At 62.8% G+C, this 25,256-nt stretch carries 19 protein-coding genes; 6 read left to right on the top strand and 13 right to left on the bottom strand.

Annotation, left to right across the window (positions count from 1 at the left end):
• Positions 1–102: 102 nt before the first annotated feature.
• On the bottom strand, positions 103–1,485 hold the full coding sequence (locus A4C63_RS14005) for a heavy metal sensor histidine kinase (RefSeq protein ID WP_063913170.1): 1,383 nt from the start codon (positions 1,483–1,485) through the stop codon (positions 103–105).
• Positions 1,482–2,156, bottom strand: coding sequence for a heavy metal response regulator transcription factor (locus A4C63_RS14000; protein ID WP_063913169.1), 675 nt, complete (start codon positions 2,154–2,156; stop codon positions 1,482–1,484). Before A4C63_RS14000 ends, A4C63_RS14005 begins: the two co-directional genes overlap by 4 nt.
• Before the next feature lie 287 nt (positions 2,157–2,443).
• Between A4C63_RS14000 and A4C63_RS13995 the strand changes: the two genes are divergently transcribed.
• Positions 2,444–2,647: a hypothetical protein gene (locus tag A4C63_RS13995; RefSeq protein ID WP_063913168.1), complete on the top strand. Its 204-nt coding sequence runs from the start codon at positions 2,444–2,446 to the stop codon at positions 2,645–2,647.
• Between the two features lie 69 nt (positions 2,648–2,716).
• Here A4C63_RS13995 and cmoB read toward each other — a convergent pair whose 3' ends face one another.
• Both cmoB and cmoA read right to left on the bottom strand, forming a co-directional pair.
• Positions 2,717–3,673: a tRNA 5-methoxyuridine(34)/uridine 5-oxyacetic acid(34) synthase CmoB gene (cmoB, locus tag A4C63_RS13990; RefSeq protein ID WP_063913167.1), complete on the bottom strand. Its 957-nt coding sequence runs from the start codon at positions 3,671–3,673 to the stop codon at positions 2,717–2,719.
• Positions 3,670–4,413 (bottom strand): carboxy-S-adenosyl-L-methionine synthase CmoA, encoded by a 744-nt coding sequence (cmoA, locus tag A4C63_RS13985; RefSeq protein WP_063913166.1) that lies wholly within the window; start codon positions 4,411–4,413, stop codon positions 3,670–3,672. Before cmoA ends, cmoB begins: the two co-directional genes overlap by 4 nt.
• A gap of 214 nt (positions 4,414–4,627) precedes the next feature.
• Between cmoA and A4C63_RS13980 the strand changes: the two genes are divergently transcribed.
• Together A4C63_RS13980 and A4C63_RS13975 are read left to right on the top strand one after the other, a co-directional pair.
• Positions 4,628–5,818 carry an alpha-xenorhabdolysin family binary toxin subunit A gene (locus A4C63_RS13980; RefSeq protein ID WP_063913165.1) on the top strand — a complete coding sequence of 397 codons (1,191 nt, stop codon included), beginning with the start codon at positions 4,628–4,630 and terminating at the stop codon, positions 5,816–5,818.
• A gap of 1 nt (position 5,819) precedes the next feature.
• A complete protein-coding gene (locus A4C63_RS13975) occupies positions 5,820–6,755 on the top strand; it encodes an alpha-xenorhabdolysin family binary toxin subunit B (RefSeq protein WP_063913164.1) in 936 nt (311 codons plus the stop codon).
• Positions 6,756–6,761: 6 nt separating this feature from the next.
• Here A4C63_RS13975 and A4C63_RS13970 read toward each other — a convergent pair whose 3' ends face one another.
• From A4C63_RS13970 to A4C63_RS13950, 5 genes are all read right to left on the bottom strand, one after another.
• Complete coding sequence (locus A4C63_RS13970; RefSeq protein WP_063913163.1) at positions 6,762–7,151, bottom strand: protease inhibitor I42 family protein; 390 nt, start codon at positions 7,149–7,151, stop codon at positions 6,762–6,764.
• A 170-nt stretch (positions 7,152–7,321) separates the two neighbouring features.
• Entirely contained in the window at positions 7,322–9,742 is a 2,421-nt protein-coding gene (gene lon / locus A4C63_RS13965) for an endopeptidase La (RefSeq protein ID WP_063913162.1), read from the bottom strand.
• 217 nt (positions 9,743–9,959) lie between these two features.
• Positions 9,960–12,371, bottom strand: coding sequence for a glucose/quinate/shikimate family membrane-bound PQQ-dependent dehydrogenase (locus tag A4C63_RS13960; protein ID WP_063913161.1), 2,412 nt, complete (start codon positions 12,369–12,371; stop codon positions 9,960–9,962).
• Between the two features lie 32 nt (positions 12,372–12,403).
• On the bottom strand, positions 12,404–13,738 hold the full coding sequence (locus A4C63_RS13955; protein ID WP_063913160.1) for a carbohydrate porin: 1,335 nt from the start codon (positions 13,736–13,738) through the stop codon (positions 12,404–12,406).
• Between the two features lie 303 nt (positions 13,739–14,041).
• Positions 14,042–16,087 carry a TonB-dependent receptor gene (locus A4C63_RS13950; RefSeq protein ID WP_063913159.1) on the bottom strand — a complete coding sequence of 682 codons (2,046 nt, stop codon included), beginning with the start codon at positions 16,085–16,087 and terminating at the stop codon, positions 14,042–14,044.
• Positions 16,088–16,252: 165 nt separating this feature from the next.
• Between A4C63_RS13950 and A4C63_RS13945 the strand changes: the two genes are divergently transcribed.
• The gene (locus A4C63_RS13945; RefSeq protein WP_003252112.1) at positions 16,253–16,474 is read left to right on the top strand and encodes a VF530 family DNA-binding protein; all 222 of its coding nucleotides are present in this window, start codon (positions 16,253–16,255) and stop codon (positions 16,472–16,474) included.
• Between the two features lies 1 nt (position 16,475).
• A complete protein-coding gene (locus A4C63_RS13940; protein WP_063913158.1) occupies positions 16,476–17,111 on the top strand; it encodes a Pr6Pr family membrane protein in 636 nt (211 codons plus the stop codon).
• A gap of 46 nt (positions 17,112–17,157) precedes the next feature.
• On the opposite strand, the gene A4C63_RS13935 is transcribed toward A4C63_RS13940, so the two are convergent.
• The 3 genes from A4C63_RS13935 to A4C63_RS13925 form a co-directional block, all read right to left on the bottom strand.
• Positions 17,158–17,919: a siderophore-interacting protein gene (locus tag A4C63_RS13935; RefSeq protein WP_063913157.1), complete on the bottom strand. Its 762-nt coding sequence runs from the start codon at positions 17,917–17,919 to the stop codon at positions 17,158–17,160.
• Entirely contained in the window at positions 17,912–18,457 is a 546-nt protein-coding gene (locus tag A4C63_RS13930; RefSeq protein ID WP_046614772.1) for a PadR family transcriptional regulator, read from the bottom strand. The genes A4C63_RS13935 and A4C63_RS13930 overlap by 8 nt, the downstream gene beginning before the upstream one ends.
• Before the next feature lie 89 nt (positions 18,458–18,546).
• On the bottom strand, positions 18,547–21,696 hold the full coding sequence (locus A4C63_RS13925; protein WP_063913156.1) for a transglycosylase domain-containing protein: 3,150 nt from the start codon (positions 21,694–21,696) through the stop codon (positions 18,547–18,549).
• A gap of 390 nt (positions 21,697–22,086) precedes the next feature.
• Between A4C63_RS13925 and A4C63_RS13920 the strand changes: the two genes are divergently transcribed.
• Entirely contained in the window at positions 22,087–23,505 is a 1,419-nt protein-coding gene (locus tag A4C63_RS13920; protein WP_063913155.1) for an amino acid permease, read from the top strand.
• Positions 23,506–23,628: 123 nt separating this feature from the next.
• Here A4C63_RS13920 and A4C63_RS13915 read toward each other — a convergent pair whose 3' ends face one another.
• A complete protein-coding gene (locus A4C63_RS13915; protein WP_063913154.1) occupies positions 23,629–25,248 on the bottom strand; it encodes an FMN-binding glutamate synthase family protein in 1,620 nt (539 codons plus the stop codon).
• Positions 25,249–25,256: the final 8 nt, after the last annotated feature.

The raw sequence follows: 25,256 nt of genomic DNA, 5'->3' as shown, positions 1-25,256 counted from the left end.
TTCGCGGGTAAACCCGCTCCCACAGGGATCGCACACGCCTCAGGCCTGTAGGGTACCTGTGGGAGCGGGTTTACCCGCGAAGCGGCCGGTACAGGCAGCCGATCAATCGGCAGGAAACACCAGGGTAAAGCGGGTAGGCCCCAAGGGGCTGCTGCTAACCTCGACCCGCCCGCCATGCAACTGCATGATCGATTTCACGATCGCCAGCCCCAACCCGGTCCCACCCTCCAGCCGCGAGCGCCCCGAGCCCACCCGGTAAAACCGCTCGAACAAGCGCGACTGATGTTCTTGAGCAATACCAGGCCCCTGGTTCTGCACCGACAGCCGAACTTCGCTGCCCAGGCGCTCGATGCGCAGCTCCACAGGCTTGCCATCGGAACAGTGCCGAATGGCATTGCTCAACAGGTTCGACAATGCCCGCTGAAACATCAGCCGGTCACCCTGCGCCGTCCCCCAGCCCTGAACACGCAATTCAATCCCTTTCAGCTCGGCACTGAAGGCAAACAGCTCGACGACCCGCGCAGTCTCGTCGGCCAATGCCATGGGCTTGAGCGCAACCTGGGCCTGGGGTTGGCTGACCTGGGCGAGAAACAGCATGTCGTTGATGATGCGGTTGAGCCGGGTCAGCTCTTCGATGCTGTCTTCCAGTACTTCCCGGTAGTTCGCGTTGTCCCGTTCGCGGGCCAGCGTCACTTGCGCCTTGCCCATCAGGTTGCTCAACGGTGTGCGCAGTTCATGGGCCAGGTCGTCAGAAAACTGCGACAGCTGGCTGACACCCTGGTCGAGGCGGTCGAGCATCACGTTGATGCTGCTGGCCAGCTCTGCCAGCTCCAGCGGCAGGCCGGTAGCGGGCAGGCGATGTTGCAGGTCCTGGGCCGACACCTGCCCGGCAATGCGCCGGAAGTGCCTCAGTGGTTTCAGGCCGCGCTGCATCAGCCACCAGGCGCCAGCGCCGATCAGCAGTAACAGCAGCGGCAGCGCGAGCAAGGTGGAGTGCAGGTAGGCCTGCAGCAGGGCGTTGTCGTCGGCGCGGTTGAGCGACATCATCACCTTGACCGGGGTGTCGTCGCGCAGGCGCATCAGCCGGGTCACGGTGAGTATCTGGTTGCCATTGCTGTCGCGCCACGCATGAAAGGCCAGGCGGGCATCGGTACGCAGTTCGCCAACCTGCGATTCCAGTGCTGGCCCTAGGCTGAGCAGGTGCGGGTGGCGGCTTTCGAGGGCGAGCACGCTGAGGCTGAGGTTGTCATGCCCCATCACCAGGTCGAGCAAGGGATGGGCGCGGGTGCCCAGGTCTTCGCTACGCAGGTCGACGCGCAGGTTGTGTTCGACCTGCAGCATCTTACGCGCCAGGTCTTTGCGTGCGCGGCTGTCCAGTTCGTGATCGAGGGCAAGCACGGCCAGGCAGGCCAACAGCATCACCAGTGCGGCGCCCATCAGCGTCATGCTCAGGCCCAGGCGCAGTGACAGGCTGGCGTTTTTCAAAAGCGTGCCTCGAGCACGTAGCCGACGCCACGCAGGGTATGGATCAGCTTGTTGTCGAACGGGTCGTCGATCTTTGCCCGCAGGCGCCGGATCGAAACCTCCACCACATTGGTGTCGCAGTCGAAGTTCATGTCCCATACCAGCGAGATGATCTGGGTGCGCGACAGCACCTCGCCGGTCTGGCGCATCAGCAGGTGCAGCAGGGCGAATTCCTTGGCGGTCAGGTCGATACGCTGCCCGGCGCGGTAGGCGCGGTGGCGGCCGGGGTCCAGCTCCAGATCGGCGACGCGCAGGGTGCTGGGCTGCAGTTGCTGGTCATTGCGGCGCAGCAGGCTGCGGATGCGTGCCAGCAGCTCCGGAAACTCGAAGGGTTTGAGCAGGTAATCGTCGGCACCCAGGTCCAGGCCCTTGACCCGGTCGGCCAGGCGACCGTGGGCGGTGAGCATCATGATGCGCGTGGCCGATTCGGCGCGCAGCCGCTGCAGCACGGTCCAGCCATCGAGTTCGGGCAGGTTGACGTCGAGGACGACCAGGTCGTAGGGCTGCTGGCGGGCCAGGTGCAGGCCGTCGGTGCCGGTGTGGGCGCAGTCAACCACATAGCCGTTCTCCCGCAGGCCCTGTTGCAGGTAGTCGGCGGTACGCAGTTCGTCCTCGATGATCAGTAGGCGCATGGGGGGGCTCGGTGTGATGACGGGAGGCGATTCTTGACCCTGTAGTGACATCAGGGTCAAGGGGCAGGATGTTACGGCATGAGAAAGGACCTGCGGTGCAGATAACGGATTTGTAATGCTGCTGTTATCTGGCTGCCTGTTGCGGCCCTTTCGCGGGTAAACCCGCGAAGAGGCCAGCACAGACAACACAGGGCCACATTGCAAGACTGTAATCCCCGCCTCACCTTGCCGTTAGCTAGCCCTCGTTAGGATGGCCCTGTCTGATCGGTTATCACGAGGCAACCACGATGAACCTGACCAAATACCTGCTGTTGGCCACCCTTGCCCTGGGCAGCGCCAGTGTTTACGCCGAGGGCGGTGCGGAACGTTCGAAACAATTCTGGCAAGCGTTCCGCGAAGACCAGCAGCGCCTGTACGGCGACAAGCAACAGGCCGTTGCCGAGCGTGAGCGCAAAGCACAGGAGACGGCCCGCGAGTTGGCCAAGGACTGAGGTAACAGCACCTGCGCCGCGACAGCTCCTCGGCGCAGGTGTATTCAGGCGCCCATCCGGGCGCCTTTTTTATTTGCGCGCCAGCAGGGTGGCGCGGCGTGGGGCCGGCAGGCCTTCGATGGTCTTGCGGTGGTCGTTCGGGTCAAGGAAGTCGCCCAGTGACTGGTAGCGCATCCACTCGGTGCTGCGCTGTTCCTCGACGCTGGTCACGCTGACATCGACGCAACGCACATCGCTGAAACCGGCACGGCGCAACCAGCGTGCAAGGGCCGGCACCGACGGCAGATACCAGACGTTGCGCATCTGCGCATAGCGGTCCTCAGGTACCAGCACCTGGTTTTCGTCACCCTCGATCACCAGGGTTTCCAGCACCAGTTCACCGCCTTTGACCAGGCAGTCCTTGAGCGCCAGCAGGTGCTCGATGGGGGAGCGGCGGTGGTAGAACACCCCCATGGAAAACACCGTGTCGAACCCTTCGAGGTTGGCCGGCAGGTCTTCCAGGGCGAACGGCAGGTGCCAGGCGGGCAGCTCGGGCAGGTATTGCTGTACGGCCTGGAACTGGCAGAAGAACAGCCAGTTGGGGTCGACGCCAATCACCATGTCGGCGCCGGCACCGAGCATGCGCCACTGGTAGTAGCCGTTGCCGCAGCCCACGTCGAGCACGCGCTTGCCCTTGAGGTCCAGGTGCGGGCCAACCCGGGACCATTTCCAGTCCGAACGCCATTCGGTGTCCACATGCACGCCGAACAGGTCGAACGGCCCTTTGCGCCAGGGCGACAGGTCCATCAGTGCCTGGCGCATCTGCGCGCGGGTCGCGTCGTCGCAATCGCAGTCCAGGCGCAGCCCGTTGACCAGGTCGATTTCGCTTGGCTGCAGGGCGGGCAGGGCCTCCAGCGCACCGCGCCAGCGGTCGAGGTCACCGTGGCCCTTCTCCAGCTTGGCTTCCAGTTGCGCTTGCAGGCCTTGCGACCAGGAAGCCAGGGGCGTACCCGCCAGGCGGCGGACGAGGGGGGACAGATCGATCATGGCAGGGCTATCAAAGAGGCGAAGTTAAGGCATTGGAACCAAGGCACCACCTTCGAGAAACCGGCTGCGCGCAGGCGCGCCTGGTGGGCTTCGAGGGTGTCGGGCCTCATCACGTTCTCGATGGCGCTGCGCTTCTGGGCAATTTCCAGTTCGCTGTAGCCATTGGCGCGTTTGAAGTCCAGGTGCAGTTCATTGAGCAGGTCCTGCTGTTCAGCATCGGCGAAGCGCAGCTTTTCCGAGAGGATCAGCGCGCCACCGGGCAACAGCGCCTGGCGGATGCGGCCGAGCAGCGCCAGGCGCTGGTCGGGGGCGATGAATTGCAGGGTGAAGTTCATCGCCACCACCGAGGCGGGCTCGAAGGGCAGGGCCAGGATGTCGGCTTCCAGCACCTGCACCGGCAGCAGTTCCTGGAACATCGAGTCCTGGGCGGTGAGGTACTGACGGCAACGCTCGACCATGGCTGCGGAGTTGTCCACGGCAATCACTCGGCAGCCGTCACTGCGCACATGGCGACGCAGCGACTGGGTAACGGCACCCAGCGACGCGCCCAGGTCGTACAGCGCAGTATGCGGCTGGGCAAAGCGTGCGGCCAGCACGCCGAGGTTCTCGACGATGGTCGGGTAGCCCGGCACCGAGCGCTTGATCATGTCCGGGAACACACGCACCACATCCTCGTTGAAGACGAAGTCGGGCACCTGCTCCAGGGGCTGGGCGAAAAGGCGGTCGGGTTGTTTGCTCACGGCAGGCTCGATACAGGGTGAAACGGAGGCGCATTTTAGCCAAAGGCCACCCGTCTTGCCATGGTAATGCTACGAGAGGGCTGGCCAGTGAGTCCAGAATAAATCGAAGTTTCCCACATCGATACGTTATCAAAGCGACAGTATCGAGGCCGACGAAGAAACAAAATTCAAGTGCATGACTGTTCATGCAGTAGTCAATCGCTTGAGGTGAGTAATGGCTGTCGCAACTGACTTGGAAAAATTTACCGTAGATGAAATGGATCCGCTTAGTAAGGTTAAAATGCTACCTGAACGCTATTTTGAGTTTCTTGAAAGCCGGCTGAGCAGTGGTCAGCAAGCAGGGGGCTTGTTGACTGCGGAGAACCTGAAAGCAATAAAAAGGTATGCCAACGTGGTGAGTCAGTTGCCGCGTACCTTGAACCAGGTCGAGAAGGAAGTTGATTACGCAACCTTGGGGTTGGACGCTGAGCTTGTGTATGAGCTTTATCGTGCGCTACACAGGCATATTGATGAATGGGACAAACTCGAGCGTAGCGTCAAGCAACTGGGCCCGGAAATCGAGCTGTTCGCTGAGAGCCTGGTACAGCGTGGTGGCACGTTGTTGAACAATCTGGAAAGCAGCGATGTGTTCCTGGCGCTCAAGAGATCCAGGGCCGAACAAGGTGACGACGTGTATGTCACGGCGTTGAGTGAAGATGAGCAGGCACAGCTGAAAAGTGTCCTGGCACCCGGCATTACCGAATTGGTAAGGGAAATCGAAGGTACTCGGCGCCGCATCGATGAAGTGGACGCCCGCGCCAATTGGTTCAACAGTGAAATCAAACGCGAGATCAGGCCGCGCCTGGGGCGCTTGATCGCGCATTTCGACGAAAAGGCTTCCAGTGAAGTCATCATGCAAAAACGGCAGCAACTCGATGAGTGGGATGAAAAGATCGATCAGCTGGCGTCTGATTATTCTGCCAACGTGGGCTATGCATTTACTGGTCTTTGGTTCGGACCGATTGGGGTAGCCGTGACCGGCGGTGTCTTTGGCTCCAGAGCCGAAAGTATTCGTGCAGAAAAGAATGCACTGATCGAAAAACGTGATGAACTGACGCAAGAAATGGCAAAGCTCTTGCCAGCCCTCCAAGATTTCGAGCGTATCTCGACATTGGTCAGGGATTTGCAATTCAGGTGCAAGGACCTGTCATCGGCAACCCGGCGTCTGGCGGATGTCTGGTTGTTCCTGGCCTCGTATGCCAATAATTCGGTAAATGAAGCAAAAGAGTTGAGGGATATAACTCAGTTGGAGGCGTTCGTTCATGATTTTTCGGAAGTCATCCGGCCATGGCAAAAAATAGGAAGCATCTGCCACACGCTGTCTGAACTGTTTGATGAACTTGTTGAAGAGTATGAGGATGCCTGACATGGACGTAGTAGATATTAAAGCCGCTGTGCCCGATTTCGTACGCATGCAGCAAGCGCAAGATCAGATATTCAGCCTTGTAGACGCATGGGGCATGAAAGTGCTCCCGCGGGCGCGTGAGCAACTTGGTGATTTGCGATCACTGTTACTTGCGGTCGAGCGTTCTTTCAAGGAAAGCCTGATAGGCGCTATCGTGTTGCTGGAGGATCGGCAGTTTGTTTCGAGCCAACCAGGCGCTGATCCCCACCACAGACTGGCAACTGTTCTGAATCGTCTGAGTCAGCTTCACTCGGTGTTGGCCAGGCAAAATCAGCGCTTGGAGCTCTTCTCGTTAGCCACCTTGATTGAGTTACTGCCGGAACTCGAAAGCCGCGTCGACCTGCATAGGCAACAAGTCGTGGCATTCGATGAGCGTTTGGCTGAACTGCGGCAAAAACAGTCAGATATGGTCGCGGCTATCGAGTTATTGGAAAAGCCTTCTGTTGCCAGTGCCTTGAAGGGGCTGATACCGAAAGATGACGACATTGACCAGATAGCAGGCTTGATCACGGATCCGAAAATCGATTTGAGTGTGCTCAAGGCAGCAACGCAAAAGCTGCGCGAGCATGCCGATGTGCTGGAGGGGGTCAAGACATTCAGTGACCTGAGTGACGCCTGCAGCAGGCTTGATGCAAGAATCGAGGGGGCGCTGAGAGACCGGCGGCATGTTCAGCAAACCTTGGAAAGCACCTTGGATGAGCGCGATGCCGTCAAGGCGTTGGTCCGGGTCGAGCCACTCAAGAATGAGTGGCTGCAAGAGCTTCGCAAGTTGGAACTGCAGTGGCAGGCTCAAGCTGCAAAGCTCGACTCGACGATGGCGTTGCCGGATGGCACGGCCGCTTTGCAAGAGTTCTGCGAATATCTGATGGTGGTTCAGATGGCGTATGACCGCAGCTGATTGCCCTCAACGGACGATGACTTTGCATTCGAAGATCTGCACCGGGGCGACATCTTTTGCCCAGGGTTGTTGGTAAACCAGCACCAACTGGGATGTTCCGACGCTGTTGGCCTGGTAGCGCCAGGTGGATACACCGGCGCTGCCGACCACGTCTTCTTCGGGGGCGTTGTACACCTCCGGGCCCAGGCTTTGCAGCACGTTCGCGGCGGGGTCTTCAACGCGCCAGCGATAGCCGGTGGAGGGGTTGCTGGGCAAGGTCAGGGTCAGTGTCTGGCCAACTTGCAGGCGCGTCGGGCATTCGCTTTCGGCGTCCAGTGCGACAGGTTGCGTGGGCTGTTGGGCGCAGGCAGAAAGCAGGGCGAAGCTCAGGGGAACGAGCAGACGAAGGGCGGTCATGTTGGCTCCGTAGGCTGGCGATGGCCTGAGGATAACCGATGCTGGTGGGCTTTTGTGTTGCCAGTACTTGCCCTTTCGCGGGTAAACCCGCTCCCACAGGGGGCTCACTGGGCTCAAGCCCTGCGCTATCCCTGTGGGAGCGGGTTTACCCGCGAAGAGGCCGGTGCTGGCTAGAACAGAACTTTGGCCACGTCGGCAAAGCGCTTGGCGAAATGCACGGTCAGGCCTTCGCGCAGGTAGTCCGGCAGTTCTTCGTAATCGCCACGGTTAGGCTCCGGCAAGATCAGCTCGAAGATCTTCTGCCGCCGCGCCGCAATCACCTTCTCGCGCACACCACCAATCGGCAGTACTTGCCCGGTCAGGGTCAGCTCGCCGGTCATGGCCACGCCCTTCTTCGGTACCTGGTCACGGGCCAGCGACAGCAGGGCGCTGGCCATGGTGATGCCGGCACTCGGGCCGTCCTTGGGCGTGGCGCCTTCGGGCACGTGCAGGTGAATGAACGCTTCGTTGAAAAAACCAGGGTCGCCACCAAACTGCTTGAGGTTGGAGCTGACGTAGCTGTAGGCAATTTCGGCCGACTCTTTCATCACCTCGCCCAGCTTGCCAGTCAGCTTGAAGCCGCGGTTGAGGGTGTGGATGCGGGTAGCTTCGATCGGCAGCGTGGCGCCGCCCATGCTGGTCCAGGCCAGGCCGGTGATCACGCCTTTGCCGGCCAGCACCTGCTCGCTGCGGAACACTGGCATGCCGAGCGCGGCTTCCAGGTCCCTGGTGCCGATCTTGAGCTTGGCATCGGGGTTTTCCAGCAGCTTGACCACGGCCTTGCGCACCAGCTTGCCCAGTTGCTTCTCCAGCTGGCGTACCCCGGCTTCGCGGGCATAGCCTTCGATCACCGTGCGCAGGGCGCTGTCGCTGATGCCGAGGCTGGTCTTGGCCACGCCGGCCTTTTCCAGCTGTTTGGGCCACAGGTGGCGCTTGGCGATGGCCAGTTTTTCTTCGGTGATATAGCCGGACAGGCGGATCACTTCCATGCGGTCGAGCAATGGCCCAGGGATCGAGTCCAGGGTGTTGGCGGTGCACACGAACAGCACCTTGGACAGGTCCAGGCGCAGGTCGAGGTAGTGGTCGAGGAAGTCGACGTTCTGCTCCGGGTCGAGGGTTTCCAGCAGCGCTGAAGCCGGGTCGCCCTGGTAGCTCTGGCCCATCTTGTCGATCTCGTCGAGCATGATCACCGGGTTCATCACTTCGACGTCCTTCAGGGCCTGCACCAGCTTGCCGGGCTGGGCACCGATGTAGGTGCGGCGGTGGCCTTTGATCTCGGCTTCGTCACGCATGCCGCCGACGCTGAAGCGGTAGAACGGCCGGCCGAGCGATTCGGCGATGGACTTGCCGATGCTGGTCTTGCCCACCCCGGGTGGGCCCACCAGCAGCACGATCGAGCCGCTGATCTCGCCTTTCCAGGCGCCCACGGCGAGGAATTCGAGAATGCGCTCCTTGATGTCGTCGAGGCCGGCGTGGTGCTGGTCGAGGACTTTGCGCGCGTGCTTGAGGTCGAGCTTGTCCTTGCCGTACACGCCCCAGGGCAGGGCGGTAGCCCAGTCCAGGTAGTTGCGGGTGACGGCGTATTCGGGCGAACCGGTTTCGAGGATGGCCAGCTTGCCCATCTCTTCATCGATACGCTTGCGCGCCTGGTCCGGCAGGGTCTTGCCTTCGAGGCGCTGCTCGAACTGTTCGAGGTCGGCGCTGCGGTCGTCCTTGGTCAGGCCCAGCTCCTGCTGAATGACCTTGAGCTGTTCCTTGAGGAAGAACTCGCGCTGGTGCTCACCGATCTGCCGGTTGACCTCGGCCGAGATCTCGTTCTGCAGGCGCGCGACTTCCACCTCTTTGCGCAGCATCGGCAGGACCTTTTCCATGCGCTTGAGCATGGGCACGCAGTCGAGCACTTCCTGCAACTGGCTGCCGGTGGCCGAGGTGAGGGCGGCGGCGAAGTCGGTGAGCGGCGACGGGTCGTTGGGGCTGAAGCGGTTGAGGTAGTTCTTCAGCTCCTCGCTGTACAGCGGGTTGAGCGGCAGCAGCTCCTTGATCGCGTTGATCAGCGCCATGCCATAGGCCTTGACCTCGTCGGTCGGCTCGGCGGGCTGACGCGGGTATTCGACCTCCACCAGGTACGGCGGGCGGTGGTGCTTGAGCCAGGTGCGGATGCGTACCCGGGTCAGGCCCTGGGCGACGAACTGCAGCTTGCCGTTTTCGCGGCTGGCGTGGTGCACCTTCACCAGCGTGCCGTACTCTGGCAGCGCCGAGGTGTCGAAGTGACGGTGGTCTTCTGGCGGGGTGTCCATGAAGAACAGGGCCAGGCAGTGGTCTGGTGACTTGGCGACCAGGTCGAGGGTTTCTGCCCAAGGCTCTTCATTGACGATGACCGGCAGCACCTGGGCCGGGAAGAACGGACGGTTGTGGATGGGGATCACGTAGACCTTGTCCGGCAGCTGCTGGCCGGGCAGGGCGAGGGCGTGGCCGGCTTCGGCCTGGTGGGGAGTGTGCTCGACTTCGCTGTGTTCGTCGGGATGTTCCGGGAAATCCTGCTGGTCGCTCATGGGGCACCTGCGTGAATGACTATGGTGCTTAGATGGGGCGCGGGGGGATGGGTTTCAATGGTAGATGATGGGTGTAGAGAGGAGTGATGCCTGGACCGGCCTCTTCGCGGGTAAACCCGCTCCCACAGGTATGGCGCCGAGCTTGGGAACAGCGCCGTACCTGTGGGAGCGGGTTTACCCGCAAATGCGGCAGCAGGTTCACTGCCGCATCTCTGGATTACTCAGCCAGCTTGTAGGCGATGATGTAGTCGCCCATCCTGGTGCCCAGCGAGCCATGCCCGCCGGCAGTCACCAGCACGTACTGCTTGCCATCCTTGCCGCTGTAGCTCATCGGCGTGGCCTGGCCACCCGCTGGCAGGCGGGCTTTCCACAGTTCCTTGCCGTTGTTCACGTCATAGGCGCGCAGGTACTGGTCCAGGGTGCCGCTGAGGAAGCCGACGCCACCGGCGGTGACGATCGAGCCGCCCATGCTCGGCACGCCAACCGGCAAGCCGATCGGCACCGGGGTGCTGTCGCGGGTAGTGCCGTTCTTGTGCTTCCACACCACTTTGTTGGTGAACAGGTCGATGGCGGCGACATAGCCCCAGGCCGGGGCCTGGCACGGTACGCCCAGTGGCGACATGAACGGGTGCATGGTCACGGCATACGGCGCGCCGGTGTTCGGCTGCACGCCGCTGGTTTCGCTTTCGCGCTTGCTGCCTTCGGCCACCTGCTCACGCGGGATCATCTTCGACACGAAGGCCATGTAGTTGGGCGAGGTGAACAGCAGTTGGCGCACCGGGTCGACCGACACGCTGCCCCAGTTGAACACACCGACGTTACCCGGGTACACCAGCGAGCCTTGCTCGGACGGCGGGGTGTACTGGCCTTCGTAACGCAGCTCGCGGAACTGGATGCGGCACAGCATCTGGTCGAACGGCGTGGCGCCCCACATGGCCTGTTCGGTCAGCTCGGGGCCGAGCAGGTTGAGGTCGGAGCGGGCCTGGGTCGGCGAGGTGTGATCGCCCTTCACCGCACCTTGCGGGGTGGGGATTTCGCGGATCGGCACGATCGGCGTACCGTCGCGGCGGTCGAGCACGTACAGGCTGCCTTGCTTGGTCGGCACGATGATTGCCGGCTTCACGCCGTCGTCGGTCTTCAGGTGGACCAGGGTCGGCTGGCTACCCACATCCATGTCCCACAGGTCGTGGTGGGTGAACTGGTAGTTCCAGCGGGCCTTGCCGGTGGCAAGGTCCAGGGCGACCACGCCGGCGCTGTACTTCTCGGCGCCCGGGGTACGGTCGGCGCCCCACTGGTCGGGCGTCTGGTTGCCCAGCGGCAGGTAGATCATGCCGAGGTCTTCGTCGACGCTGGCGATCGACCACATGTTGGCCGAGTTGCGGCTGTACATCTTGCCGGGAGCCAGTGGCTGGGTGTCGTCCGGGTTGTTGCTGTCCCAGTTCCACACCAGGTGGCCATCGTGCACGTCATACGCGCGGATCACGCCGGACGGCTCGTTGGTCGACTCGTTGTCGGTGACGTGGCCACCGATGATTACCAGGTCACGGGTGACCGCAGCAGGCGAGGTGGAGTAGTAGCCACCAGCGGTGAACGGGCCGATGCCGGTGGTAAGGTCGATCACGCCCTGGTTGGCGAAGCCTTCGCAGACCTTGCCGTTGTCGGCGTTGATGGCAATCAGGCGGGCGTCCGCAGTCGGCAGGTAGAGGCGGCGCGGGCAAGCCTGGGCCACGGCCTGGCCTGCGTCGGTAATCTTCGGTGCCGGGCTGCCGTCGCGGCTGACATAGCGGTTTTCGTCATAGTACGAAACGCCACGGCAGGTCATGTGGGCAAAGCCTTTGAAGGTACCGACCGGGCTCTTGACCTGTGGGTCATAGCGCCAGATTTCCGCGCCGGTGTCCGGGTCCAGGGCCAGCAAGCGGCTGTGCGCGGTGCAGGCATAGAGCATGCCGTTGACCTTCAGCGGGGTGTTCTGGTTGGTCAGCTCCACCGGGTCGTTTTCGGTCGGCAGGTCACCGGTGCGGATGCGCCAGGCCTCTTCCAGGCGGTAGGCGTTCTGCGGGGTGATCTGGCGCAGCGGCGAATAGCGGTCGCCGTGTTCGGTGCGACCGTAGGCCTGCCATTCACCGTCGGGCATGGCCGGGGCGGCGCTGGCCATTTCGCTGCTGTCGCGGCCCAGCTCGCCGAACACTTCACCGGGGTGGGTGAACTGGCTGCCCACGGCGCAAGCGCCCGAAGCGATCACTGCAACGCTGAGCAGCGCAGTGTTGGCCTTGCTGGCCGGGCCGCTCAGCGGGCGACGCGCCCAGGGCAGCAGCAGGACCACGCCGATGGCGAACCAGATGGCCAGGCGCGGTACCAGTTGCCACCAGTCCAGGCCCACTTCGAGCAGGGCCCACACGGTACTGCCCAACAGTACCAGACCGTACAGGCCCAGGGCGATGCGGCGCTGGGCCAGCAGCAGGATGCCCGACAGGGCAAAGCCGATACCGGCGATCAGGTAGTACAGCGATCCGCCCAGCTGGCTCAGCTTGATGCCGCCGGCCAGCAGAGCCAGGCCCATCAGCAACAGCAGCGCGCCGATCAGGCGCGGTAGCCAGCGGCTTCCATTGTTGGCACCTTCAGTGCTCATCGTAGGTTCTCCGTCAGGTCAAAAAGGGGGGGTTAGAAACTGCTCTGGATCTTCAGGCCGCCGATCAGGGCGCCATCGACCTGCGACACCCCACCCGGGTGGCGGATGTACTGCAGGTTGGGGCGGACCGTGAGCCAGTCGGCCAGGTGGATGCCGTAGTACAGCTCGGCGCTGTACTCGGTGTCCTGCACTGGCAGGAAACCGGGGTTGTCGTAGTCGTCGAGGCCGGCGGCCTGGTTGGCCAGGCGCGCGTTCTTGCGATAGGCAGGGTTGACGTGCACGCGGGCCAGGGCGAAACCGATGTCGTCCTTGGCGCGGGCGTCGAAGGGCCCTTTGTACACCAGTCCTGCCTGCACATAGTTGTCGATGGCATTGGTTTTCTTGTCGTGTACCGTGGCATTGGCGAACAGGCTCAGACCACGCGACTGGTCGGACGCCAGCGAAGTCACCTGCTGCTGGGCGCCGAGCCACAAGCCGTGCTTGCTCGAACTGCTGCGGTAGGCGGCGCCGCTGAGGGCTGCCGGCTGGCCGTTGCTGTCCTTGAGAACATCCTGTGCCTTGGCATTACTGTAGTAGTAGCCGGCGCGATATTCCCCTTTCAGACCATTGACCTGTGGGCTCCATACCAGTTCTATCGGCATTACCGCGCCTTGGGTGCCGCTGCCGCTGAGCTTGAAGCCGTTGCCCGACTCCAGGTTGGAGGGGTTCTGCTCGAACACGCCGACCTGGGCGTAAAGCGCGTCGCTGAGGTTGTAGCGCACGCGCAGGGCCCACTGGCTGACCGGCCAGTTGTACCAGATGCCGCCCACCCAGTTGCCTACCTGCGAGCCGCAGAAGGCCAGGTTCTGGAAATCGCAGGGGAAGCTGTTGAAGTCCTCGCCTTCGCCGAAACGGCCGAATTTCACGTCCAGTGCGCCATCGAAGTACTTCTGCTTGATCCACATTTGCGTCAGCCGCCAGGTTTCGCCACGGCCCCACACTTCCTGGGCCGAGGTAAAGCCGCCGACTCGCGGGTCGTTGATGCGGTCGTTGCTGATGTTGTCGCCGTGGCGCTCGGTGATGGTCAGCTGGAATTCGGTGTCGTGCCAGCCAAGGATCTTCTCCAGGTCCAGGTGGCTGCCGAAGGTGAACTGGTCGCTGTAGCGCGCGGTGCGGTCGTGGTCGTAGCCACCGTGCAGGTTGCTGCCCATCTCGCCGGTGTAGCCGAGGGTGAAGTCGTAGCCTTTTTCCAGCAGTTCGCTGCGGGTGCCACCCCAGTCGCCGAGCATCCATGGGGAGTCGCTGGCGAACATCTCGCTGGCGCCAGTGGGGGCCGCCAGGGCACTGAGGGCAAGGCCGATGTAACAGGTTTTGGGCAGTTGGAGCATGAGATAGCGCTATCTTTTGATTGTTGAACAAACGGCAAGCGCATCGAAGGGCGGGCCCTCCAATGGATATGGCGACAAGATGGTTTCGATGAAGCGATTCAGCTTGCGGCGGGGAGGATATAGGGGAAGTTGTAAGAAAAAAAGACAAATTGTCGCAGTGGATTGTTGCCGATCTGGCAACAGTCCAAAGCTTGCGAGATCTTTGTGGGAGCGGGCGTGCCCGCGAACACCGGCGAAGCCGGTGCCATCCACCGCATTGGATTTTTCGCGGGCATGCCCGCTCCCACAGATACTCATTTGCAATCAGAAGGTGGTACGCAGACCCACTTCCACACTACGCCCCGGCGCCGGGGCAATATCGCGCAGGATCGAGCTGGCATAGCGTACAGTCTGGTCGGTCAGGTTCTCGCCGCGCACAAACGCCAGCCACTGGCTCTGGCCAACTTCGAAGCGGTAACCAACGCTGGCCCCCAGCGTGGTGTAGCCGTCGGTGCTGGTTTCGTTGGCCGGCTTGCGGTGCTGCGACGCAGCATGCTGCACATCGACCCGCGCCTGCCAGCGCTCCAGCTCCCAGACCAGGCCGCTGTTCAGGCGCAGCGGGGCGATGCGTGGCAGCGGCTCGCCACTGTCGAGGTTCTTCGCCCGGGTGTAGTCACCGGAGAGCTCCAGCGCGAAGCTGCCATAACGGTTCTCGGCCAGTTGCCAGCGGTCCTGGGCCTCGATGCCATAGAAGCGCGCCCGCACGCCCTGGTACTGGTATTCCGGGAAGCCATCGTGGTCATGATCGTGGTCGTGGTCATCCTCGTCATGGTCGTGGTCATGCCCCTCGCGGAGATTGCCGGTGCCGATCAGGCCGATGTAGTTGCGGAAGTGGCTGTAGAACACCCCGACACTGCCCTTGTGGGTGCCGTTGTCGAACCGCAGCGCAAGGTCGGCGGAAATGGCTTTTTCCTTGTTCAGGCTGGCATCGCCGACTTCAAAGGCCCCGGTGGCAACGTGGGCACCATTGGCATACAGCTCGTAGAAGGTCGGGGCGCGCTCGGTGTAGCCGAGGTTGGCGGCCAGCGACCAGATCGGGTCGAGCTGGTACACCGCCCCGGAGGACAGGCTGAAGGCGTTGAAGCTGCTGGCGCTGCCTGCGTCGACGAAGTTCTCGTTGCCTTTGGCATCCGGGTCGACCCGCGTGTGCTCCATGCGAGCACCCAGGCTCAGGTTCAGGCGCTCGGTGGCTTGCCACTGCTCCAGCATGAACAGCGCCAGGCTGTCGGTGTCGGTGTGCGGCACGAAGGCTTCCTCGCCCAAGGCAGAGAATTCGTTGCGGCTGACCTGGGCGCCGATCACGCCTTCCACCGGCCCGAGCGGTTGGTGGCGGGCTTCGATGCGTGCTTCATAGCCCTTGTTCCTGAAGGTGGTGTGGACCTCGCCTTCTTCGATTTCACTGTGCTCGTAGTCGGTGTAGCCGGCATCGACCTTGACCGAAGTGAACGGGCCGTCCAGGTCACGAAGCTCGGAGGCGAAGGCGTAGTGGTCCTGCTTCATGTTCAGGCGCACACCTGGTTCGGCCACCGAACCATAGTTGCTGTCGTAGCGGCTGTACGACAGGCCGGCGTAACCGTGATCCCAATGGTAGGCGCCACCCACAGCGCCACCGTCCTGGCGGCCGTCGCTGTTTTCCAGGCGGTGTTTGCTACCGCGTTCGTCGGCATCACGCACCTTGGAACTGCGGGCGTAACCGGGGATGCGCAGGTCGTTGAACTGGCGGCTGTTGGCATCCAGGTGCAGGGCGAAGGCACCGTCGCCGGCCTCCAGCTTGCCAGCGCTGCTGCGGGTGGTGTCGGCACCGCCGTAGCGCAGTTCACCGGCACCGTGGATGCCCTCGATGGGGGTGTCCGGGATGCGGTTGTCGAAGGTGTTGACCACACCACCAATGGCGTTGCCGCCGTAGAGCAGGGCAGCCGGCCCACGGACGATCTCGACGCGGTCGACGGTCACCGGGTCCAGCGGCACCGCGTGGTCGTAGGACAGCGACGAAGCATCCAGGGCGCCGACGCCATTGCGCAGGATGCGAATGCGGTCGCCATCCAGGCCACGAATTACCGGGCGACTGGCGCCAGGGCCGAACCAGGTGGAGGCGACCCCGGGCTGCTTGTTCAGGGTTTCACCGAGGCTGCCGTGCTGCTGTTGCAGCAGGTTGTCGCCTTCGAGCACGCTGCTGGGGGCGGCCAGCTGGCGGTTGCCCAAAGGGTTGGCGGTGATGACCTGGGGTTCGAGTTCCACCGCGTGGCTGGGTGCTGCGGCCAGCCACAGCGCGACGGCGAGGGGAGAGAGGCGAAGCGGTGTGTACAGCATGGGGATGGGGCGTTCCTTGGCAGATGCTTTTGTATTGTTACAATATAACATCTCTATTTCAGCACAGAGGTTTTGCGCCTGGCCAGCGCTTTTTCTGTCGACTCGCCTGATCCCACCCACCACTACACTCGTGTAAGGTGCGCATCTTTCCTATGGAGCACTGGCATGAGCACGGCCCAACACAACGCGCTGCACGGCAAGACCCTCGAACAGATCCTCACCGAGCTGGTGGCGCACTACCAATGGCAGGGCCTGGCCGAGCGCATCGATGTACGCTGCTTCAAGAGCAACCCGACCATCAAGTCGAGCCTGACCTTCCTGCGCAAGACACCGTGGGCACGGGAAAAGGTCGAGCAGCTGTACGTGAAACTGCAGCGCCAGGCCTGACATGCCGCGTCGTACCTGGCTGACCGGCATGGCCGTGCTGGGCTGGTTCGGTTTGACCGTGCAGGTGTATCTGGTGCTGCTGGCGCGTTGGCAGGAACAGGCCAGCCTGGTTGGCGGCCTGATCAATGTGTTTGGGTATTTCACCGTATTGACCAATACCCTGGTGGCAACGGTGCTCAGTTATGCGGCGTTCGGCCGGGAAGGCCGTGCCAAGCGCTTTTTCCTGTCGCCTTCGGTGGGTTCCGCGGTGGCCGCCAGCATCGTGCTGGTGGCATTGGCCTACAGCGTGCTGTTGCGCCACTTGTGGCAACCACAGGGCTGGCAATGGCTGGCGGACGAGTTGCTGCACGATGTGATGCCCGTGCTCTATGCCTTGTACTGGTGGTGCGAAGTGCCCAAGGGCAGGTTGCGGCTATGGCACTTGCTGGTCTGGGCGGTGTACCCGGCGGTGTATTTTGCCTACGCGCTGTGGCGAGGGAGCGAGATTGGCGTATATGCCTACCCGTTCATCGATGTGGCGAGCCTGGGGTATGGGCAGGTGATGCTCAATGCCCTGGGGGTGCTGGCGGGGTTCTGGGGGATTGGGCTGGTGTTGCTGGGGCTGGATCGGTGGCGGGGGCTGCACAGATTGGCTTGACCTGCACTGGCCCTGTCGCCAACAAGCCAGTGCAGGCAATAAACAATCATTCGTCGTCCGCAGTCCCGTCGGCACGCCAGTAGGCCACAGCCTTCAGCGCATCCTCAGGCAGGCCTTTCTCCAGCAACAGCGCCTTGGCCTGGCGGGTCAGGGCTTTTTCCAGCGCCACCCAGCCGTACAACCGGCCTTTTGGCAAGGTCAGGTTCTTCACCAGTGCCAGCAAGTCTTCCTGTTGGCGACGTACCCAGATCACCTCCACCTGTGCCTTGCTCGGCAGTGGCTGGCGTTCCTGCTCGTCTTCGATCTGGATAACCGCCAGCACCTGGCGGCCTGCCGGCAATTCCTCCAACCGGCGGCCAATGGCCGGAATGGCGGTTTCGTCGCCGATCAGCAGATAGCTGTCGAAGATGTCCGGCACCACCATCGAAGCCCGCGGCCCTGCGATGTCCAGGGTTTGCCCGGGTGCGGCCTGGGCGGCCCAGGTGGAGGCAGGGCCATCGCCGTGCAGCACGAAGTCGATATCCAGCTCATTGGCCACCAGGTCGATGCGCCGCGGCGTGTATTCGCGCATGGTGGGCCGTGCGCCACCTTCTCGGCCCAGATTACGGGCCTCGATGGCTTGCTGTTGCTCCGGCGTTTCGGCGAACAGCAGCTTGATATGGTCGTCGCTGCCCACGCTGGTGAAGCCTTGCAGCTCGGCACCAGCGAGGGTGATGCGGCGCATGCGCGGGGTCAGTTCGGTGACCCGCAGCACCTGCAGGCGGCGTTGGCGGATCTCGTGGTTGACGCGGTGAATGGTGTCACTCATGGGGTGTCTCCCTGACAGGTTCGGCCGGCCCGGAGGCGATGGCCTTGGCGGTGTGGTTGAGCAGGTCGCGGACCCGCTCGATTTCTTCCGGTGTCCAGCGGCCGCTGTGCATGTGCAGTGCGTGGCGCAGGTTGCCGACCGCTTCATGAATCTCTGGCGGGCGGTCGTGGCCGCGCAGGGCGCGTTTGCTGACTTCGATGCGCATGCGCACGCCGTCCAGGGCAACGGCCTGTTCGGCCAGGGCGGTGCGGCCGGCTTCGGTGATGGCATAGAGGCGTTTGCTGCCCTGCACCTGGCCGCTGATCAGCTCGGCTTCCTCGAGGAAGTTGAGGGTGGGGTAGATCACCCCGGGGCTTGGGCTGTAGCTGCCGTCGAACAGGTTCTCGATCTGGCGGATCAGGTCGTAGCCGTGGCCTGGCTGCTCGGCGAGCAGGGCCAGCATCAGCAGCTTGAGGTCGCCGGGGGCGAAGACGCGAGGGCCGCGTTCGCCACGCCCGGGGCGCCGCTCGAAGGGGTCATGGGGGGTATGTTCGCGCATGGGGCAAGGGCTCCGTCGTTTGCGATATATCGTAAGATATTACTCAAGATATATCTAAAGACAAGCCCTTAATTGCAGATGATTATCATCTAGTTGTTCGATGCATCCCCTTGTGGCGTGGCTGTGTGCATTGCCACCTGCGGCGGTTTGCACTCATTCGGATTGCCCGGTTGCAGGTATGGCATGAGAATCGGCGCCATGCCCTTGAGTACCTGCACCGGCAGCGCCGAGGTGAACTTGAAGGCCTCTGCCGAGCGCCCCGGCACGAACGCAGTCAAGGTGCCGAAGTGGTTGTCACCCAGGAAGAACACGAAGGTGGCGGTACGGTTCAGCGAGCGCGAGCCGATCAGCCGACCGCCAGCACCAAAACTTTCGATGCGGTTGTCACCGGTACCGGTCTTGCCGCCCATTACCAATGGCGTGCCGTCCTGCAGCTTGAAGCTGCCGGAAATACGCCGCGCGGTGCCCGCATCCACCACCTGCGACATGGCGCCTTTGAGGGCGCGCGCCACTTCGACCGGCAGAATCCGTACGCCCCGGTCCGGGTCGGTGACCAGCTTGGTCTCGTAAGGCGTGTTGGCCGCAAAGTGCAGGGTGTCGATACGCAAGGTCGGCAGGCGCACGCCGTCGTTCTGGATGATGCCAACCAGTTCGGAGAGGGCGGCAGGGCGGTCGCCCGAGCTGCCGATGGCGGTGGCCAGCGAAGGCACCAGGTGGTCGAACGGATAGCCCACGCGCTTCCAGCGCTGGTGAATGTCGAGGAACGCTTCGATCTCGACCATGGTGCGAATACGGCTGTCACGGGCGCCCTGATGGCGGCTCTTGAACAGCCAGCCGTAGACCTCCTGGCGCTCGAAGCGGCTGGCATTGACCATTTCGGTCAAGGTCGAGCCGGGGTTCTTCAGCAGGTAACCGAGCAGCCACAAGTCCAGCGGGTGGACCTTGGCGATATAGCCCTGGTCGGGCAGGTCGTACCTGCCCGGGCCATAGGCGTCGTACATCTCCGACAGACGGCCATCGGTCAGTTTGCCCAGGACGATCTTGTCGCCCTTGAGGTGGGCGCGGACGAAGGCGTTGAAGGTTTCCTGACCAGCCTCGGGGAACAGGTAGCGGTGCACGGCCGCCAACCGTTGCGGGGTCACGCGCATGCTGTCGAGGAAGGTGTCCAGGCGCTGCTGCGAGGTCTTGCGCTGGTATTTCTTCCAGAAGCGCATCAGGTAGTTGGTGCCTTCCTTGTCGGCGAAACGGGCCAGGTATTCCTGGCGGCGCGGGTCGGAGTCGTCCTTGAGCAGCGGCACACGGTTATACGGCTGCTGGTAGGTCACGTAGCGCACCAGGTCGCGCATCAGGCGGATGAACGGCAGGTTGATCGATTCGCGCAACGCATCCTTGAGGGTCGGGTTGCGGCTGTTGTCTTCCTTGCGGAAGTTGTTGAACACATGCATGCCGCCGCCGGTGAAGAAGGCTTCGCCGGTGTTGGCCGAATACTTGCGTTCCAGCGCGGCATCGAGCATGGAGTCCAGGCTCTGGTTCTTGCTGTTCTGTGCCAGCCATTCCAGCGACCACTGGCTGATGCGGTCGAGTTCGGCGACTTCGACTTTCTTCAACTCCGCGGCAGGCTTGCCGGCGTACTTGTCGTGCAGCTCGGCGATGATCTCCAGGTAGGTGGTGAGCACCCGCAACTTGGCGGTGGAGCCCAGCTCCAGCTTGCTGCCTTCGTTGATGTCGAAGGGCTGGTCGGTGCTGTCGGTCTGCACCCGCACCCGCGAGCCGTCGGCGGTGCGCTCGAACAAGGTGAAGCTGTAGCTCACCTGGTCGGTGGTCTTGGCCGTTAGCAGGCGTTCGCCGATCAGGCCGATCTGCGCCGCGAATTCAGGGTCGGCAAGGTTTTTCAGGTACTGGCTGACCTGCAACTGCAGGTCGGATTGCAGGGTACTGGTGGCCGATACGTCGAGCCGGTCGAGGTCGTACAGCGGGCGGTTGAGCATGGCCGCCAGGCGGTTGCGTGCCAGGCTGATGCCCTTGTTGGTGACGATCGGCACGATGGTCGGTTGCGCCACCCAGTCGCGGTATACCGCCTTGCTGGCCAGTGCTGCGTCGGCCAGTGGCTGCTCGATGACCTTGTTGGCGGCCAGTACGCGAATGTGTGCGTCTGTCAGTTCGGCCAGCTCGACCCGGCCCTTGGACAGGTAGTGCGAGGGCCGACGCTGGGCAATCATCAGTGACAGCACCTGGCGCAGGGCCAGGCCGCGCGCGGCCATGCTCTCGGGGTCGCTGGCGGTGGAACTCAGTGCCTGGTTGACCTGGTCGAAGTCGGCGCCGTACCACACCCGCAGGCCTTCGGCCATGCCATGTACTTCGCCATGCCCAGGCACTGCCGACAGCGGCACGCTGTTGAGGTAGTCACGCACGATGCGCTGGCGCGCCTCGGTAGTGTCGGGGCCGCCCTGGTAGGCGCGCACGCTGGCGGAAATCATCTGGCGGATCTTCTCGGCGCCGGACACGGTCAGGCCGTCCGGTGAATGGCGGTACTTTTCCAGCTGCGTGGCCAGGGTACTGCCGCCAGCGGACTGGCCGGGCAAGGCCAGGTACTTGGCCACCTGGCTGTAGGCGGCCTTGGCGAAGCGCGGCCAGTCCACGGCCGGGTTGTTGCGCGGGTCCTTGGTGTCGAGCAGGTCGCGGTTTTCGATGAACAGCAGGCTGTTGACGATCACCGGCGGGATCGCCGCAAAGTCCGGGTACAGGTGTTGCGGGTAGTTGTACTGGTACAGCATGTCGCCGCGGCAGTCGGTGATCGACAGGCCCGCCTGGATTTTCTCGATATAGGGGGCAAACAGCCCATGATCGACGTAGTTCATCAACGCCGGCGAGAACCTCACCTGCTCGCTGATCAGGTAGTCGCGCTTGAGCAGGCGCGGCAGGAACTCGCCCAGGGCGCTGTAGCCAAGGCGTTTGTCGAACGGCCCTTCACCGGGGTAGACGATGGCATCGCTGGGGCCTGGCTGCAGCGAATAGGTGAGGGTGCTGGCCAGTTTGCTGAATTCCCGCGACTGCAGGTTGGAGGTGCGGAATTCGTCATACGCAGCGAAGCCGATGGCCACCAGCGCCACCAGCAGGATGAGGATGATCAGCCGCCACCATAGCCGACGCTGACGGGGGGATTCGGGTTGTGGCGTCTCGGCCGGAGGTATCTCGGGTGCTTCCGTTCTGCTTGGTTCCGATTGCCACAGTGCGCCCATAGTCTTCTATCCGGCCAGGTATTTTCGTCTTGCTTGTCTGAAGCTTAGACGTTGAGCGGGTGAGGTGAAAATTTTGTAAGAGGTGGAGAAAAGTGGTGTAGGGCTATGCGGCTTTGGTGTGGGTTTCTTCATACGGCGATGTTGCTATGGTGCCCAGGCGATTTTGGGGCGCGAAGCGGCCCCAGAGATCTTGCTGAATTTTCCTGTTTATACAGCGAAAAACCCTACAACGGTCTTCCTATACTGCTTGCCCCCTTCGCCCTGCCGGCCGCTCTATTCCGGTACACGGGCCGGCCCACGAGGCCAGCCCGGCAAGCCAACGCCACGCCTATCGGCCTGGCCGGTGCTGCACGAAGGTCAAATCCAATAACAAAATGAGGTTGTATTGCTATGCCAGTCGGCAACCACCCTGCCCACGGCCAGGCCACTGAAGGCGGCCCGCTCAAACGTGAACTGGGCGAACGGCACATCCGCCTGATGGCGCTGGGCGCCTGTATCGGTGTCGGTCTCTTCCTCGGTTCGGCCAAGGCCATCGAAATGGCCGGCCCTGCCATCATGCTGTCCTACATCATCGGCGGCCTGGCCATTCTGGTGATCATGCGCGCCCTTGGCGAAATGGCCGTGCACAACCCTGTCGCCGGCTCGTTCAGCCGTTATGCCCAGGACTACCTCGGCCCGCTGGCGGGCTTCCTTACCGGTTGGAACTACTGGTTCCTGTGGCTGGTGACCTGCGTTGCCGAAATCACCGCGGTGGCCATCTACATGGGCATCTGGTTCCCCGACGTACCGCGCTGGATCTGGGCCCTGGCGGCGCTGGGCAGCATGGGGGCGGTCAACCTGGTGGCAGTGAAGGCCTTTGGTGAATTCGAGTTCTGGTTCGCCCTGATCAAGATTGTCACCATCATCGCCATGGTCCTTGGTGGCATCGGCATCATTGCCTTTGGCTTCGGCAATGATGGCGTGGCAATGGGTATCTCCAACCTGTGGAGCAATGGCGGCTTCATGCCCAACGGCGTGACCGGCGTGCTGATGTCGCTGCAGATGGTGATGTTCGCCTACCTGGGCGTGGAAATGATCGGCCTGACCGCCGGTGAAGCACGCAACCCGCAAAAGACCATTCCGCAGGCCATCGGCTCGGTGTTCTGGCGTATCCTGCTGTTCTATGTCGGTGCGCTGTTCGTGATCCTGTCGATCTACCCGTGGAACGAGATCGGCAGCCAGGGTAGCCCGTTCGTCATGACCTTCGAGCGCCTCGGCATCAAGACCGCCGCCGGCATCATCAACTTCGTGGTCATCACTGCAGCGCTGTCGTCGTGCAACGGCGGCATCTTCAGCACCGGGCGCATGCTCTACAGCCTGGCACAGAACGGCCAGGCCCCGGCGGCCTTCGCTCGTACCTCGAAGAACGGCGTGCCGCGCAATGCGCTGCTGCTGTCGATCGGTGCGCTGCTGCTGGGCGTGCTGGCCAACTACCTGGTGCCGGAAAAGGTTTTCGTCTGGGTTACGTCGATCGCCACCTTTGGCGCGATCTGGACCTGGGTGATGATCCTGCTGGCGCAGCTGAAGTTCCGCGCCGGCCTGAGCACCACTGAACGCAAGGCACTGAAGTACCGTATGTGGCTGTGGCCGCTGAGCTCGTACCTGGCGCTGGCCTTCCTGGTGCTGGTGGTCGGCTTGATGGCGTACTTCGAGGATACCCGCGTGGCCCTGTACATCGGCCCGGCGTTCCTGGTGCTGCTGACGGTGCTGTACTACGCCTTGCGCCTGGCGCCGAAAGACGCGCAGGGTGTGGCCAGTACTGCTTCCTGATCTGAAATGGCTGGGGCCGCTTTGCGGCCCTTTCGCGACACAAGGCCGCTCCCACAAGAGATCGCGTACTCCTGTGGGAGCGGCCTTGTGTCGCGATGGGCTGGGTAGCAGCCCCAGGTTCAATCAGGCCGCCACCTCGCTGTGCGGCTCGAAGCTGTCCGCCCGCGCCAGTTGCCACATGCGCGAATAGAACTGCCCGTTCACCTCGCCAGTCAGCAGCTCACCCGGCTTCAGGAACACATGCATCTGCGAGAACAGCTTGATCTCGGTGGCCGAGATGCGCCGCACCAGGTGCTTGGCTTCCAGTTGCGCAGGGTGCTCCAGGCCCGCTGCCGCAAGCATTTCGGCCAGGGCCCGCAAGGTGTTGTGGTGGAAGTTCAACACCCGCTGGGCTTTATCCGGCACCACCAGCGCCCGCTGGCGCAGCGGGTCTTGCGTGGCCACACCGGTCGGGCACTTGTTGGTGTGGCAGCTCTGCGACTGGATACAGCCGATGGCGAACATGAAGCCGCGTGCCGAGTTGGCCCAGTCGGCGCCAATGGCCAGCACGCTGGCAATGTCGAAGGCGCTGACGATCTTGCCGCTGGCGCCCAGCTTGATCTTGTCGCGCAGGTTCAGGCCGACCAGGGTGTTGTGCACGAACAGCAGCCCTTCGCGCAGCGGTACGCCAATGTGGTCGGTGAACTCCACTGGCGCCGCGCCGGTGCCGCCTTCCTTGCCGTCGACGACGATGAAGTCGGGCAGGATGCCGGTTTCCAGCATGGCCTTGGCGATGCCCATGAACTCCCACGGGTGGCCCAGGCAGAACTTGAAACCTACCGGTTTGCCGCCAGACAGTTCACGCAACTGGGCAATGAACTGCATCATCTCGATGGGGGTGGAGAAGGCGCTGTGGCGCGACGGCGAGATGCAGTCTTCGCCCATCAGCACGCCACGGGTTTCGGCAATTTCCCGGGTTACCTTGTGCTTGGGCAGGATACCGCCATGGCCGGGCTTGGCGCCCTGGCTCATCTTGATCTCGATCATCCGCACCTGCGGGCTGCGCGCCTGGGCGGCGAAGCGTTCGGGGTCGAAGCGCCCATCCGGCGTGCGGCACCCGAAGTAGCCGCTGCCCAGTTCCCAGACCAGGTCGCCGCCGTGCTCGCGGTGATAGGGGCTGATGCTGCCTTCGCCTGTGTCATGGTGGAAATTGCCCAGCTTGGCGCCCTGGTTGAGGGCACGGATGGCATTGGCGCTGAGCGAGCCAAAGCTCATCGCCGATATGTTGAAGATCGACGCCGAGTAGGGCTGGCTGCACTGCGGCCCGCCGACGACGACCCGGAAGCTGGCCGGGTCGGCCAATGGCGCCGGACGCATGGAGTGGCCGATGAACTCGAAGCCAGACTCGTACACGTCGATCAGGGTGCCGAAAGGTTTGTCCGAGGCTTCGTTCTTCGCCCGCGCGTACACCAGCGAGCGCTGGGCGCGGGAGAACGGCAGGGCGTCGCTGTCGGCCTCCAGCAGGTACTGGCGGATTTCCGGGCGAATGGCCTCGACCAGGTAGCGGATGTTGCCCAGGATCGGGTAGTTGCGGCGTACTGCGTGGCGTTGCTGCAGCAGGTCGAACAGGCCGATCAGGCTGAGGATGGCAGTGGTCAGGGTGAACGGCCACAACCATTCGTGGTGGGTGAAGGGCAGGCTCGCCAGGGTGAACAGCACACAGGCGGCGAAGAAGGCATAGCGGCTGAGAAGTGACAGGCTCATACAGGGTC

Source organism: Pseudomonas sp. p21, assembly GCF_001642705.1.
In the GTDB taxonomy this organism is placed as follows: domain Bacteria; phylum Pseudomonadota; class Gammaproteobacteria; order Pseudomonadales; family Pseudomonadaceae; genus Aquipseudomonas.
Note: the sequence above shows the minus strand (reverse complement) of the source record. Positions and strands in the feature narration are given on the sequence as shown.

Bases quoted from the DNA above. Each gene is read 5' to 3' on its own strand.
- A4C63_RS14000 (WP_063913169.1), bottom strand. From the start codon at position 2,156: ATGCGCCTACTGATCATCGAGGACGAACTGCGTACCGCCGACTACCTG.
- A4C63_RS13995 (WP_063913168.1), top strand. From the start codon at position 2,444: ATGAACCTGACCAAATACCTGCTGTTGGCCACCCTTGCCCTGGGCAGC.
- cmoB (WP_063913167.1), bottom strand. From the start codon at position 3,673: ATGATCGATCTGTCCCCCCTCGTCCGCCGCCTGGCGGGTACGCCCCTG.
- A4C63_RS13980 (WP_063913165.1), top strand. From the start codon at position 4,628: ATGGCTGTCGCAACTGACTTGGAAAAATTTACCGTAGATGAAATGGAT.
- A4C63_RS13975 (WP_063913164.1), top strand. From the start codon at position 5,820: ATGGACGTAGTAGATATTAAAGCCGCTGTGCCCGATTTCGTACGCATG.
- A4C63_RS13970 (WP_063913163.1), bottom strand. From the start codon at position 7,151: ATGACCGCCCTTCGTCTGCTCGTTCCCCTGAGCTTCGCCCTGCTTTCT.
- lon (WP_063913162.1), bottom strand. From the start codon at position 9,742: ATGAGCGACCAGCAGGATTTCCCGGAACATCCCGACGAACACAGCGAA.
- A4C63_RS13960 (WP_063913161.1), bottom strand. From the start codon at position 12,371: ATGAGCACTGAAGGTGCCAACAATGGAAGCCGCTGGCTACCGCGCCTG.
- A4C63_RS13955 (WP_063913160.1), bottom strand. From the start codon at position 13,738: ATGCTCCAACTGCCCAAAACCTGTTACATCGGCCTTGCCCTCAGTGCC.
- A4C63_RS13950 (WP_063913159.1), bottom strand. From the start codon at position 16,087: ATGCTGTACACACCGCTTCGCCTCTCTCCCCTCGCCGTCGCGCTGTGG.
- A4C63_RS13945 (WP_003252112.1), top strand. From the start codon at position 16,253: ATGAGCACGGCCCAACACAACGCGCTGCACGGCAAGACCCTCGAACAG.
- A4C63_RS13940 (WP_063913158.1), top strand. From the start codon at position 16,476: ATGCCGCGTCGTACCTGGCTGACCGGCATGGCCGTGCTGGGCTGGTTC.
- A4C63_RS13935 (WP_063913157.1), bottom strand. From the start codon at position 17,919: ATGAGTGACACCATTCACCGCGTCAACCACGAGATCCGCCAACGCCGC.
- A4C63_RS13930 (WP_046614772.1), bottom strand. From the start codon at position 18,457: ATGCGCGAACATACCCCCCATGACCCCTTCGAGCGGCGCCCCGGGCGT.
- A4C63_RS13925 (WP_063913156.1), bottom strand. From the start codon at position 21,696: ATGGGCGCACTGTGGCAATCGGAACCAAGCAGAACGGAAGCACCCGAG.
- A4C63_RS13920 (WP_063913155.1), top strand. From the start codon at position 22,087: ATGCCAGTCGGCAACCACCCTGCCCACGGCCAGGCCACTGAAGGCGGC.
- A4C63_RS13915 (WP_063913154.1), bottom strand. From the start codon at position 25,248: ATGAGCCTGTCACTTCTCAGCCGCTATGCCTTCTTCGCCGCCTGTGTG.